Genomic DNA, 13,166 nt, shown 5'->3' on the forward strand with positions numbered 1-13,166 from the left:
TGTCCGCCCCAGGTCTCGTCAAGTCTCGTTCGGCAGGGGCTAGTTGATCGACCTGATCAGTTCGCCGTTCGAGGTGTCGCCGCTCAGTTCCCAGAAGAAGGTGCCGCCCAGACCTTGCGCGTTCTTGTAGCTCATCTTGCCCGCGATGGTCGACGGGGTGTCGTAGCTCCACCAGTTGCTGCCGCACTTGGCGTACGCGGTGCCGGCGATCGTGCCGGTCGCGGGGCACTTCGTCCTGAGCACCTTGTAGTCGTCGATGCCCTGCTCGTACGTGCCCGCCGCCGGGCCGGTCGCCGTGCCGCCCGGTGCCGCCTGGGTCACGCCGGTCCAGCCGCGCCCGTAGAAGCCGATGCCGAGCAGCAGCTTCGAGGTGGGTATGCCCAGCCCCTTGAGCTTCGCGATCGTCGCCGAGGTGTAGTAACCCGCCTTCGGGATACCGGTGTAGGAGTTGAGCGGCGAGTGCGGAGCCGTCGGGCCCGCCGCGTCCCAGGCGCCGAAGAAGTCGTATGTCATCGGGTTGTACCAGTTGACGTACTGGGCGGCGCCCGCGTAGTCCGCCGCGTCGATCTTGCCGCCCGCGGTGGCGTCGGCCGTGATCGCCGCGGTGACCAGGTTGCCGCTGCCGAACTTCGCCCGCAGCGCCCCCATCAGGTTCTTGAACGCCGCCCTGCCGCTGGTGTCGCAGGACAGGCCGCAGGAGTTGGGGTACTCCCAGTCGATGTCGATGCCGTCGAAGACGTCCGCCCACTTGGAGTTCTCGACCAGGTCGTAGCAGGACTGGGCGAACGCCGCCGGGTTCCGGGCGGCCTCGGCGAAGCCGCCCGACCAGGTCCAACCGCCGAAGGACCACAGGACCTTGAGGTTCGGGTGCTTCTTCTTCAGCTCGCGCAGCTGGTTGAAGTTGCCGCGCAGGGGCTGGTCCCAGGTGTCGGCGGTGCCGTTCACGGACTGGTCGGCGGTGTACGCCTTGTCGGTCGCCGCGTACGCGTCGCCCATGGCGCACTTGCCGCCGGTGACGTTGCCGAAGGCGTAGTTGATGTGGGTCAGCTTGGCGGCCGAGCCGGACGTCTCGACGTTCTTGACGTGGTAGTTCCGGCCGTAGACGCCCCACTCGGTGAAGTAGCCGACGACCTTGGAGCCGGCCGCGGCGGCCTTCGCCGTTGCGACGGTACGTGAGGTACCCGCGGTGCCGGTCTCGCCGGCCGTCGCCGTGCCGGCACCCGCCAGCAGCCCCGCGCCGAGGACGGCGCAACAGGCGGCGGAGACCAGCGACCGGAGTGAAGTGCCTCTGAAACGAACGGAGTCGAGGACGTGAGGGAGAGCGCGGGATCGGTGCGGTCGGAGCATCGGTTCTCCTCTTGGGGGAGGGGAGCGTGGGGGCTGGTGCTGTGACCTGCCAGAGGTCGCGAGAGCGGCCCGCCGATTGCTGCTTGGCATGAACGCGGTGATGCGTTGAGGGAACCCTAGGAGGACTAGACCATTGCGTCAATGGTTCGGACCAATTCCCGTCCTGTCGGCGGCGGTCGTCATCCGGTGAGGGCGTGCCTCCGTTCGGGCATAGTCGCCGCGCCACAGCCGCTGGTCGGCGGGTTCCGTGATCCGGACCGGGAGCATCGGCCGGGCCGGGTGAGACCCGGCGGCGCCGCTCCACCCAGGTGCGGGTTCGCCGATGTGCCCCAACAGGGAGGAGTGTCGCCATGCCCGACCGCGTCCCACCGCCGGTGGACCGTCGACTGCCCACGGACGAGGCCCGGGAGCTGATCTCGCTCGTCCGCGACATCGCGCGGCGCGAGATCGCGCCGAAGGCGGCCGAGGAGGAGGACGCCGGGCGCTTTCCGCGCGAGGTCTTCGCGCTGCTCTCGGAGTCCGGACTGCTCGGACTGCCGTACGGCTCCGCCCACGGCGGCGGTGACCAGCCTTACGAGGTCTACCTCCAGGTCCTCGAAGAGCTCGCCTCGGCCCGCCTCACCGTCGGCCTCGGCGTCAGCGTCCACACCCTGGCCTGCCACGCCCTCGCGAACTACGGCACCGAGGAGCAGCGGGCCGAGCACCTCCCCGCGATGCTCGGCGGCGGCCTCCTCGGGGCGTACTGCCTCTCCGAGCCGTCCTCGGGCTCGGACGCCGCCTCCCTGCGGACGAAGGCGGTGCGGCAGGGGGACGACTGGGTGATCACCGGCACCAAGGCGTGGACGACGCACGGCGGGGTGGCCGACTTCTACACCGTGTTCGCGCGTACCGGCGGCGAGGGCTCGCGCGGCATCACGGCCTTCCTGGTGCCCGGCGACGCCGAGGGGCTGGGCGCCGCGCCGCCCGAGAGGAAGATGGGCCTGAAGGGTTCGCCGACCGCGCAGGTCCACTTCGACGGGGTGCGGGTCGCCGACGGCCGGCGCCTCGGCGACGAGGGCCAGGGCTTCGCGATCGCCCTGTCGGCGCTCGACTCCGGGCGGCTCGGGATCGCGGCCTGCGCGACCGGCGTGGCCCAGGCCGCGCTGGACGAGGCCGTCTCGTACGCCACCGGCCGGCGCCAGTTCGGGCGGCCGATCTCGGACTTCCAGGGGCTGCGCTTCATGCTCGCGGACATGGCCACCCAGATCGAGGCCGGCCGCGCGCTCTGCCTGGCCGCGGCGCGGTTGCGCGATGCCGGCCGGCCCTTCTCCCCGCAGGCGGCCATGGCGAAGCTGCACTGCACGGACACCGCGATGAGGGTCACCACGGACGCCGTCCAGGTGCTGGGCGGGTACGGCTACACCGCCGACTTCCCCGCAGAGCGTTACCTGCGCGAGGCGAAGGTCCTCCAGATCGTCGAAGGCACCAATCAGATCCAGCGCATGGTCATCGCACGCCACCTCGTGGGTCCCGAGTCCCGCTGAGGCACTTCGCGGGTCCCGGTGCGCGCCGACCGCACCTCGCGCGACCGCACTCGCGCCGAGTCACCCCGGGGGTCCCGCACTCGGCGCGACTCGCCCGGTGGGCCCGCGTTCACCCCGACTCGCCCCGGGGTCCCGCACTCACCCCGACTCGCCCCGGGGTCCCGCACTCAGCCCGACTCGTCCCGCGGGTCCGAGCTCACGCCGAACTCGTTGCGCGGGTCCCGGGGCGGGGCGTACTGGCCCTCGCCGCGCGCGTCCCGGCCCGGGGTGGAGCGTGGCTCCCCCCGCGGGTCGGTGCCGACGACGAACTGCCCGTACCCGTACATGACCGAGGGTGCCGCCAGCCGCGCCCACTCGGGGTCGTGGCGGCCCGGCAGTGTGCGCCCGCGATCGGCCCATGTGCGCATCAGGGCTCGGTAGATGGGCGGATCCTGGGCCGGTGGGGGCGGTGGCGGGAGGGGCACCCGGTGAACCGATTCTGCCGGTGCCGGGACGAGGATCCGGCGTCGACGCCCGGTCGCGGAAGGTGTGGGGCTCATGCCGGGGCAACGCGCGGGCGGGTGGACAGGTCACCGGCCCGCGGAATCGGGCGTGCGTTCGCGACCGGCCCCCTGAGGGGTCCGCCTCGGAGCGCGCTGTCTGGTCCCGGACCCGTATCTGACGTACCGTCAAGTCTGCCGCCGGGGGCCGTACCCTCCGGGCGACGTCAACTGTCCTGAGCCCAGGGAGGCTTGACGTGACCGACGACCGCCCCGTCCCCCTCGACGAGTACCCCGTGCACCAGGTCCCGCTGTCCATGAAGCATGTCGCCGGCGGTGACCGGAACGCGTACGACCGCTGCATCTTCCACGTCCTCGACCACCGGGGCCGGGCCCTGCTGATCCTCGGCCTCGGCGTCTATCCGAACGTCGGTGTGATCGACGCGTACGCCACGCTGCGCCTCGGCGACCGTCTGCACGCGGTCCGCGCGTCCGACGCGCTCGGCGACGACCGGATGAACCTGGCCGTGGGGCCCCTGCGGATCACCGTCGAGGAGCCGCTGCGCCGGCTGCGGCTCCGCTCGGACGACGACGCCCTCTCGTACGACATCACCTGGACCGCGGACTTCCCCGCCCTCTGGGAGCCGCACCACGTTCAGCGCCGCGGCGGCCGGCTCACCCTGGAGGGTCGTCGCTTCGTGCAGGCGGGCGGTGTCGAGGGTGTCATCCGCGTCGACGGCGACGAGATACCCGTCGGTCCGGGGGAGTGGACCGGCACCCGGGACCGCAGCTGGGGGGTGCGGCCGATTCCGGGCGAGGAGGGCGGCCGGCTCGCCGCCGAGAACCCGACCGAGGGATTCCACTGGATCTGGTGCCCGGTGCGCTTCGAGGACCGCTTCCTGATGGTCGTGGTCCAGGAGGACGCCGACGGGTACCGCTCGCTCAACGACGCGACCCTCGTGCGCGACGGCGAGCGGGACCTCCAACTCGGCTGGCCCCAGGCCGACATCACCTACCGCTCCGGAACCCGGCAGCCCACCTCGGCCGTACTCCATCTCATCCGCCCCGTGGACCGCAAGCCGCTGGAGCTGGGGGTGGAGGTGCTGGCCTCGTCCCCGCTCGCGGTCGGCGCGGGATATCCGCCGGCCGACGACTGGCAGCACGGTACGTGGCGCGGCCCCGCGTGGACCGACCACCGCGTCTACGACCTCTCCGACCCGGCGGCCCATCCCCTGGCCGGCTACGGGGTCACCGACCACGCCGCCCGCTTCACCCTCGACGGGCAGGTCGGGTACGGAATCTTCGAGCACGGCTCGTTCGGCCGCCATGATCCGAGCGGTTTCACCGGGTTCGACTCGGTCGCGCCCTGAGAGGAGTGGCGAGATGGCCACCGCGCCCCGCCCGCGTACGACCACCCGTGACCCCGAGGAGCTCGCGCACCGGCTGACCGCCTGGCTGGGCACGCGACTCCCGGGCGCCGAGGCGGTGAACGTGACCGTCCCCGAGTCCAACGGCATGTCCAGCGAGACCCTGCTCTTCGATATCGAACATCCCGAACCGCCGCTGCGCGCCTGTGCGTTGAGACTCGCGGCGGACCCGGCCGCGTACAGCGTGTTCCCCGTGTACGACATGGTGCGGCAGTACCGCACGATGCGTCTGGTCGGCGAGCGCAGCGATCTGCCCGTGCCGCGGGTCCGCTGGCTGGAGGAGGACCCCGGACCGCTCGGCACGCCGTTCTTCGTGATGGAACGCGTCGCCGGGCGTGTGCCGCCGGACGTCATGCCCTACACGTACGAAGGCAACTGGCTGCACGCCGCGAGCGACCGCGAACGCGAGCACCTGGAGGCGGCCTCGATCGCGCTGCTCGCCCGCCTCCACGACCAAGTCCCCTCGAAGGACGCCGACTTCCTCGCCCTGCCCGGCGACGGCAGCCCACTGCGCCGGCACGTCGCGTCCCAACGCGCCTACTACGCATGGGTGATCGACGGGCGGTCGCGTTCGCCGCTCATCGAGAGCGCCTTCGACCGGCTCGACACGCTGTGGCCGCGCGACGAGGGCGAGACGGTGCTCAACTGGGGCGACGCGCGCATCGGGAACGTCATCTACGACGGCTTCGACCCCGTCGCGGTCCTCGACTGGGAGATGGCGGCGCCGGCCCCGCGCGAGGTCGACCTCGGCTGGACCGTCTATCTGCACCGCTTCTTCCAGGACCTGACCGAGGGTTTCGGACAGCCGGGGCTGCCCGGCTTCCTGCGCCGCGACCGCGTCGAGGCCCACTACGCCCGCCTCACCGGCCACACACCGCGCGACATGGACTTCTACACGCTGTACGCCGCCCTGCGGCACGCGATCGTCATGCTGCGCATCGCCTACCGCCAGGCGCACTTCGGCGAGGTGACCGTCCCCCCGGACCCGGACACACTGATCCTGCACCACGGCAGCCTGCGAGCCATGGTGCAGGGCAGCTACTGGGATGAACCGGGCGTCGCCCGCTGAGCGCCGGACGGGTCAGGCGGCCTGGCGCCGCATCTCGGGAACGCGCATCGGGCGCGAGCCCGGGCCGCCCACGTGGGAGAACGGCTGCGTCCGCCAGTCGAGGCCCTGAGGCAGCGTCAACAGGAGGGCCGTGTCCTGCTCCTGGAGTTCCGCGGACTCGTCCTCCGCCGGCGGTGCGTCGGCAGCCGTGCGGCCCGTGCCCGAGCAGACCGTGAGCCCGAACGGGTTCCACGGCGAGGCGCACAGGGCGTGCTCCGGCAGGATCTCCTCGTCCGCGAGCAGCGCGATGGGCTGCGCACAGTCCGGGCAGATCACCCGGTACATCTCGAAGGTGTCGTACGCGTCGAACTCGTCGCCGTCCAGGGCGTCGGGTTCGACACCCTCCGGCTCGGGCTCGACAACGGACTGCTGCCGCTTGGGTGCGGTACGACCAGGGCGCTTAAGACTCTGCATGGGATTCTCCCCCTCGGGTGGGCCGACAAGGCGCTGCGACCTCGACCACAGCAAGCACTTCCCGTCCCGTCTCTGCGGTAATCACGTGAACATCACGGACCCGGTTGCATCCGTGTGTCGTTCGTCACATGCCGCCCGCAGGTGCCTGGCCCGGCGGAATTTCTCCACCGGGTGGCGCGCGACTGACTCTAAGCCACATCACAAAGCGGGTATGACCTGCACCGCTGAGGTATCCCGTGGGATCAACGGCCCTGTAGGTTCTTGCTTCATGGAGGAGCTGGACCGACAGATCGTGCAGCTGCTCGTCGCAGACGGGCGGATGAGTTACACCGACCTGGGCAAGGCCACGGGCCTGTCCACGTCCGCCGTGCACCAGCGGGTGCGTCGGCTGGAGCAGCGTGGCGTCATCCGGGGCTACGCCGCGGTCGTGGACCCGGAGTCCGTCGGGCTGCCCCTGACCGCGTTCATCTCGGTGAAGCCGTTCGACCCCAGTGCCCCCGACGACATCGCCGAACGCCTCGCGGGCGTCCCGGAGATCGAGGCCTGCCACAGTGTCGCGGGCGACGAGAACTACATCCTCAAGGTGCGCGTCTCCACCCCGCACGAACTCGAGGAACTCCTCGGGCGGCTGCGGGCGCTCGCGGGCGTGTCGACGCGGACGACGGTCGTCCTGTCGACGCCTTACGAGGCCCGTCCGCCCCGGATCTGACCGACCCGCTAGGCCCCGACGCCTCCGAGGGACCCGCAGGTCGCCCGGACGCACGCGCCCGGGCGACCGCACGCCCCGCCCGGACGGAACACGCGGACACACGTCCGCACGGCCACGCGAACCGCCCAGAGCTGCCACGCCGACCCGCCCAGGGGCCACGCGGACCGTGCCCGGGCGATGAAGCGCCCCCCGGCCGGGGCATCCGCACACCGCCCGGGGCGATCACGCAGCACCACAGGGGTGATCACGCAGCCCGAGAGGCTGATCAGGCGGACCCGTGCGGACGGCACACGGCCCCGCCCGGGCGACCGCGCCGAGCCCACCCCGGCGGCGGCCCGGCGGCGGCAGGCGCGAGACTGTCTTCCATGAGTGAGAGCACCGCCCCGTCGGACACCGTGCTGCTGCGCGGTGGAGAAGTCCACAGCCCCGCCGATCCCTTCGCCACCGCCATGGTCGTAGAACGGGGTCAAGTCGCCTGGGTCGGCTCGGAAGGAGCCGCCGACGCCTTCGCCGACGGGGTCGACGAGGTCGTGGACCTCGAAGGAGCCCTGGTCACCCCGGCGTTCACCGACGCCCATGTGCACACCACCGCCACCGGGCTCGCGCTCACCGGCCTCGACCTGTCCGACGCGCCGTCCCTGGACGCGGCGCTCGCCCTCGTACGGGACTTCGCCGCCGCCCGTCCGGCCGACCGGGTGCTCCTCGGCCACGGCTGGGACGCGGCCCGCTGGCCCGGCGGTCGCCCCCCGACCCGCGCCGAACTCGACGAGGCGACCGGCGGGCGCCCGCTCTACCTCTCCCGTATCGACGTGCACTCCGCGGTGGCCACCAGCGCGCTCCTGGATCTGGTTCCCGGCGTCACGGCGCGTGCCGGGTACGCCGCGGACGGCCCGTTGACCCGCGACGCCCACCACGCTGTGCGCGCCGCGGCCCTCGGCGCGGTCGGCGGCGAGCAGCGCACCGAGGCCCAGCGCGCCGCGCTCGCCCACGCCGCCTCGCTCGGCATCGGCTCCGTGCACGAATGCGCGGGCCCCGAGATCTCCTCCGAGGACGACTTCACCGGCCTGCTGCGGCTCGCCGCCGAGGAGCCCGGACCCCGGGTCGTCGGCTACTGGGCCGAGCGCGACGTCGAGAGGGCGCTGGCCCTCGGCGCCCTCGGCGCGGCCGGCGATCTCTTCGTCGACGGCTCCCTCGGCTCGCACACCGCCTGCCTGCACCAGCCGTACCTCGACGCCGACCACACGGGCGTCGCCCACCTCGACGCCGACGGCGTCGCCGCACATGTGGTCGCCTGTACCGAGGCGGGCCTCCAGGCGGGCTTCCACGCCATCGGGGACGCCGCGGTGGCCTCCGTGGTCGAGGGTGTCCGCGCAGCCGCCGAGAAGGTCGGTCTGGCCCGCGTACGCGCCGCCCGGCACCGGGTCGAGCACGCCGAGATGCTCACCCCGGAGACGGTCGCCGGTTTCGCGGAACTAGGGCTCACCGCCTCCGTGCAGCCCGCCTTCGACGCGCTGTGGGGCGGCGAGGAGGGCATGTACGCCCAGCTCCTCGGTGCCGAACGGGCCCGCACGCTCAACCCCTTCGCGGCCCTGCTGCGCACCGGTGTGCCGCTGGCGTTCGGATCCGACAGTCCCGTGACCCCGCTCGATCCGTGGGGCACCGTCCGGGCGGCGGCCTTCCACCGGACGCCCGAGCACCGGGTGTCCGTGCGCGCCGCCTTCACGGCCCATACGCGGGGCGGCTGGCGGGCCGTCGGACGGGACGACGGGGGCGTCCTGGTGCCGGGCGCGCCCGCGGACTACGCCGTGTGGCGCACCGAGGAGCTCGTCGTGCAGGCCCCCGACGACCGGGTGGCGCGCTGGTCCACCGACCCCCGATCCGGAACCCCCGGACTGCCCGATCTGACCCCCGGGAACGACCTGCCCGTCTGCCTGCGCACCGTGGTCGGCGGACGGACGGTATTCGTACGGCCTAACGAGTGATGTCCCCGGGTCCCACGGCTGAGATCACCGCCCGCCATCCCGTTGCGCCACCTGCGCATCGTCCGTGCTGACCAGGGCTTTGTCGGGAAAGGCGCAGATCAAGCCAGTGTTGACAGCCGACAGCAGGAGGCCGGTAGGTTCGGCCGGGTCCACCACCGGACGGCCGGCCGGGGAACTCCCGCACGGCCTCGCAGCGCCGCTGGGTCAGGGGTGGTGTGCCGCACCGGCGCACCGCCACTGGGAGCCAGGCCCAGCGCCCGCGCCACGAGGCGAGGGAACGTTCCGACACGTCGGCAGGTGCGACCCGGGTGGGGCCCGGACGTTCAGTAGACAACGGCTTTCGGTCGACCCGCAGCCAGCGGGTCCCTGGTCGGCCCGAAGGGCGCCGGGCCCCGATCCGCAGGACGCGTTTTCCGCCTTCGCGCGCCCGTTCCTACCCGGCTCTTGCGGATTCGACACCCCCGTGGGGACGCTGCGACACAGCAGCGCAGGTTGGGCCCACTATGGTGGACCTCTGCGTACGGATACGAAGGGGCAGCAGTGAACGACGGCGACGGGACCCTCGCGGCGGAAGCCCAGGGGAGGCAGTTCGGCCCGCTCGGCACGGCCTTGGTGATCATTCCGACCTACAACGAGGCGGAGAACATCAAGAAGATCGTCGGCCGGGTGCGCTCCGCCGTGCCCGAGGCGCACGTTCTGGTGGCGGACGACAACAGCCCCGACGGCACGGGCAAGCTCGCCGACGAGCTGGCCGCCGACGACGAGAACGTCCAGGTGTTGCACCGCAAGGGCAAGGAAGGCCTCGGCGCCGCCTACCTCGCGGGCTTCCGCTGGGGCCTGGAGCACGGGTACGGCGTACTCATCGAGATGGACGCCGACGGCTCGCACCAGCCGGAGGAACTTCCCCGCCTGCTGACCGCCCTCAAGGGCGCCGACCTCGTGCTCGGTTCGCGCTGGGTGCCGGGCGGCCGGGTGGTGAACTGGCCGAAGTCCCGCGAGTTCATCTCGCGCGGCGGCAGCCTCTACTCCCGCGTTTTGCTCGACGTACCGATCCGGGACGTGACCGGCGGCTACCGTGCCTTCCGCAGCGAGACCCTCGAAGGCCTCGGCCTCGGTGAGGTCGCCTCCCAGGGCTACTGCTTCCAGGTCGACCTGGCCCGCCGCGCCGTGAAGGCCGGCTACCACGTCGTCGAGGTCCCGATCACCTTCGTCGAACGCGAACTGGGCGACTCCAAGATGAGCCGCGACATCCTCGTGGAGGCGCTGTGGCGCGTCACCACCTGGGGTGTGGGGGAGCGGGTCGGCCGGATCACGGGCCGCAAGCGGTCCTGACGCCCGGAGCCGACCCGGAGCCGCAACCGGGCCTGATCAACCGCTTATCCCGTACTGAGGCGCGCCCAGGCACACTGGGAGCATGACGACAGGCGTTCCGACCCCCACCCACCCCGTCCGTCCGCGGCGCTCGCGGCTGCGCAGGTTCCTGCCGCTCGGTGTCGCGGTGTGGCTGGTGCTGGAGATCTGGCTGCTGACGATGGTCGCGCACGCCACGAGCGGCCTCACGGTGTTCCTGTTGCTGGTCGCCGGGTTCGTGCTGGGCGCCGTGGTCATCAAGCGGGCCGGCCGCCGCGCCTTCCGGAACCTGAGCCAGACCCTGCAACAGACCCAGAGCGGTGTCACGCCCACGAGCGAGAGCGGCCGGGGCAACGGCCTGATGATGCTCGGCGGCCTGCTGCTGATGATCCCGGGTCTGATCTCCGACGCGGTCGGCCTGCTCCTGCTGGTCCCGCCCGTTCAGAAGGGCCTCAGCCGCTTCGCGCAGCGTGCCTTCGAGCGCAAGATGCGGGTGGCCGCCCCCGGTACCGTCGGCGACGCCTTCCAGCAGGCCCGTATCCACCGCCCCGACGGCAAGGTGGTCCAGGGTGAGGTCATCAGGGACGAGGACCCGCAGCAGCCCGGCGGGCACTATCCCCCGCTGAACGGCTAGAGACCCCGGCCGCTGAACGGCTGGAAACCCCGGCGCCGCGCCGCGGCCGACCAGCGCGATGAGCGGGGCCACGGCGTAGGGAAACGGCGCCCCGGAATGCGAGAAACGGCGCCCCGGAATGCACCGGAACGCACGAGACCGCGGACCCCGTACGTGACGTACGGTGCCCGCGGTCTCGGCGTGCGGTGTATGCCGCTCAACCCTCGGAAGGGTCAGGCGGACTTGCGGCTGTCCCGCGGATGCACCGCGATGTTCATCGCGCCGGAGCGAAGAACGGCCAGACGCTCCTCGAGGACCTCTTCGAGCTCCTCGCGAGTGCGCCGCTCCATCAGCATGTCCCAGTGCGTGCGCGCGGGCTTCGCCTTCTTTTCCTCAGGGCCGTCGCCGTCGACGAGAAGTGCCTGGGCCCCGCAGACCTTGCACTCCCACTCCGCCGGAATTTCGGCCTCCACCGAGAAGGGCATCTCAAAACGGTGCCCCTTCTCGCATGCGTACTCCACGGCCTGGCGCGGGGCCAAGTCGATGCCGCGGTCCGTCTCATAGCTGGTCACTACGAGGCGTGTGCCGCGAAGAGCTCGCTCACTCATGAATCGTGCCTCCCGGGCTTGTCGCCCACAGGACAGGTGTCGCTGTCGTCGTCATCCGGTCAACGTCCGGTCGGCGGTAAAGATTCCCGTTGTGGGTCATGCGTCGCCGTCGTAGCCGCCCCTTGTTGTACCCACCGTCGCCCGGTTTGTCACATCTGGCATCAGATGTCACCCAACGCTTCAGTATCATTGACGCGCAGTAACGGTACGCCAGGCAGGCCAAACGCGTACACTACCGCTCTTTGGCCCCGGACGCTAAATCCTGTCGGGTACGGGATTGCCCGCGTCGCGCACCGCCTGGCGCACCGGGACCCGCGCGAGCAGCACGAATCCGATGGCGAAGAAGGCGACGAGCGAGATGATCGCGTCCCGATAACTTCCCGTCAGCTGGTAGGTCAACCCGAACAGCAGAGGGCCGAGCCAGCTCATTCCGCGGTCGCTCATCTCGTACGCGGAGAAGTACTCGGCCTCCTTGCCGCTCGGCACGAGATGCGAGAACAGGGAGCGCGACAGCGCCTGACTGCCGCCCAGGACCAGTCCGATGCCGGAAGCGAGGACGAAGAACCACATGGGCGCGCCCGCGGGCAGGAAGTACCCGGCCCCCAGGGTGATGGTCCAGGCGACGAGCGAGCCGAGAATGGTGCGCTTCGCGCCGTACGTGCGGGCCAGCCTGCCCATGCCCAATGCGCCCCCGACCGCGAGCACCTGAACCAGGAGCACGGCCACGATCAGGGTCGACTGGCTGAGGCCCAGCTCCTCGGAGCCGTAGACCGAGGCCTGCGAGATGACCGTCTGGATGCCGTCGTTGTAGATGAGGTAGGCGAGCAGGAACGAGAGCGTGAGCGGTTTGCCGCGCATGTCGCGCACCGTGGCGGCCAGCTGCCGCCATCCGTGCGCGGACGCCCGCTCCGCGGAGGGGGTACGGCGGTCGCGCAGCCGCCTCAGCGGTACGAGGGTGAAGGCGCCCCACCAGATGCCCGCCGAGGCCAGACAGATCCGCACGGCCATCGACTCGGAGACCCCGAAGCTGTCATGGGCGGTGAAGAGGATCAGGTTCGCGACCAGCACCACCGAGCCCGCCGCGTACCCGAAGGCCCAGCCCCGGGAGGAGACGGCGTCGCGCTCCTCGGGCGGGGCGATCTGGGGCAGGTAGGAGTTGTAGACGACCATCGACACGGCCAGCGAGGCGTTCGCGACGATCAGCAGCAGTCCGCCCAGCAGATAGCGGTCGCCGTCCAGGAAGAACATGCCCGCGGTGGCTCCGGCGCCCAGGTAGGCCGCCATGGCGAGCAGCGGCTTCTTGCGGCCCGTGCGGTCGGCGGCGGCGCCCGCCATCGGCATCACGAAGATCGACAGGATGACCGAGGCGGAGACCGCGTACGCGAAGAAGGAACCGGCGCGGACCGGTACTCCCAGCGGATGCACGAACCCGTCCGCGTCCGCCGCGTGCTTGGCCACCGCTGTCAGATAAGGGCCGAGGAACACGGTGAGCACGCTCGTCGAATAGACGGAGCAGGCCCAGTCGTAGAAGTACCAGCCACGTTGTTCTCGCCGGCGCTCGGCGGCCTCCTCGGCCGCCTCCGTCCGCACGGTGTCCGTGCTCACC

The 13,166-nt window shown here is 71.5% G+C and carries 12 protein-coding genes; 7 read left to right on the top strand and 5 right to left on the bottom strand.

Annotated features, from left to right (window positions below; translation table 11 throughout):
- Positions 1 to 39 precede the first annotated feature (39 nt).
- The gene (locus ABZX90_RS26745; protein WP_355208781.1) at positions 40 to 1,347 is read right to left on the bottom strand and encodes a glycoside hydrolase family 18 protein; all 1,308 of its coding nucleotides are present in this window, start codon (positions 1,345 to 1,347) and stop codon (positions 40 to 42) included.
- Between the two features lie 350 nt (positions 1,348 to 1,697).
- Here ABZX90_RS26745 and ABZX90_RS26750 point away from each other — a divergent pair, with 350 nt between their 5' ends.
- A complete protein-coding gene (locus ABZX90_RS26750; protein WP_351130992.1) occupies positions 1,698 to 2,870 on the top strand; it encodes an acyl-CoA dehydrogenase family protein in 1,173 nt (390 codons plus the stop codon).
- A gap of 167 nt (positions 2,871 to 3,037) precedes the next feature.
- On the opposite strand, the gene ABZX90_RS26755 is transcribed toward ABZX90_RS26750, so the two are convergent.
- Entirely contained in the window at positions 3,038 to 3,409 is a 372-nt protein-coding gene (locus ABZX90_RS26755; RefSeq protein ID WP_351130991.1) for a hypothetical protein, read from the bottom strand.
- A gap of 197 nt (positions 3,410 to 3,606) precedes the next feature.
- On the opposite strand from ABZX90_RS26755, the gene ABZX90_RS26760 reads away from it, so the two are divergent.
- Entirely contained in the window at positions 3,607 to 4,719 is a 1,113-nt protein-coding gene (locus ABZX90_RS26760) for a hypothetical protein (protein WP_351130989.1), read from the top strand.
- Positions 4,720 to 4,732: 13 nt separating this feature from the next.
- Complete coding sequence (locus ABZX90_RS26765; RefSeq protein WP_355208786.1) at positions 4,733 to 5,845, top strand: phosphotransferase family protein; 1,113 nt, start codon at positions 4,733 to 4,735, stop codon at positions 5,843 to 5,845.
- Positions 5,846 to 5,857: 12 nt separating this feature from the next.
- Here ABZX90_RS26765 and ABZX90_RS26770 read toward each other — a convergent pair whose 3' ends face one another.
- Positions 5,858 to 6,298: a hypothetical protein gene (locus tag ABZX90_RS26770; RefSeq protein ID WP_351130986.1), complete on the bottom strand. Its 441-nt coding sequence runs from the start codon at positions 6,296 to 6,298 to the stop codon at positions 5,858 to 5,860.
- 268 nt (positions 6,299 to 6,566) lie between these two features.
- On the opposite strand from ABZX90_RS26770, the gene ABZX90_RS26775 reads away from it, so the two are divergent.
- From ABZX90_RS26775 to fxsA, 4 genes are all read left to right on the top strand, one after another.
- Entirely contained in the window at positions 6,567 to 7,007 is a 441-nt protein-coding gene (locus ABZX90_RS26775) for an Lrp/AsnC family transcriptional regulator (RefSeq protein ID WP_351130985.1), read from the top strand.
- Between the two features lie 365 nt (positions 7,008 to 7,372).
- Entirely contained in the window at positions 7,373 to 8,989 is a 1,617-nt protein-coding gene (locus ABZX90_RS26780; RefSeq protein ID WP_355208790.1) for an amidohydrolase, read from the top strand.
- A gap of 540 nt (positions 8,990 to 9,529) precedes the next feature.
- The gene (locus ABZX90_RS26785; RefSeq protein WP_351130982.1) at positions 9,530 to 10,321 is read left to right on the top strand and encodes a polyprenol monophosphomannose synthase; all 792 of its coding nucleotides are present in this window, start codon (positions 9,530 to 9,532) and stop codon (positions 10,319 to 10,321) included.
- Positions 10,322 to 10,403: 82 nt separating this feature from the next.
- A complete protein-coding gene (gene fxsA, locus ABZX90_RS26790) occupies positions 10,404 to 10,973 on the top strand; it encodes an FxsA family membrane protein (RefSeq protein ID WP_351130980.1) in 570 nt (189 codons plus the stop codon).
- Between the two features lie 212 nt (positions 10,974 to 11,185).
- Here fxsA and ABZX90_RS26795 read toward each other — a convergent pair whose 3' ends face one another.
- Both ABZX90_RS26795 and ABZX90_RS26800 read right to left on the bottom strand, forming a co-directional pair.
- Positions 11,186 to 11,560 (bottom strand): RNA polymerase-binding protein RbpA, encoded by a 375-nt coding sequence (locus tag ABZX90_RS26795; protein ID WP_081223278.1) that lies wholly within the window; start codon positions 11,558 to 11,560, stop codon positions 11,186 to 11,188.
- A gap of 255 nt (positions 11,561 to 11,815) precedes the next feature.
- Positions 11,816 to 13,165, bottom strand: a complete 1,350-nt coding sequence (locus ABZX90_RS26800) for an MFS transporter (protein WP_355208794.1) — start codon at positions 13,163 to 13,165, stop codon at positions 11,816 to 11,818.
- Position 13,166: the final 1 nt, after the last annotated feature.

The sequence above is a fragment of the Streptomyces sp. NPDC002935 genome (assembly GCF_040611295.1).
Classification (GTDB): domain Bacteria; phylum Actinomycetota; class Actinomycetes; order Streptomycetales; family Streptomycetaceae; genus Streptomyces.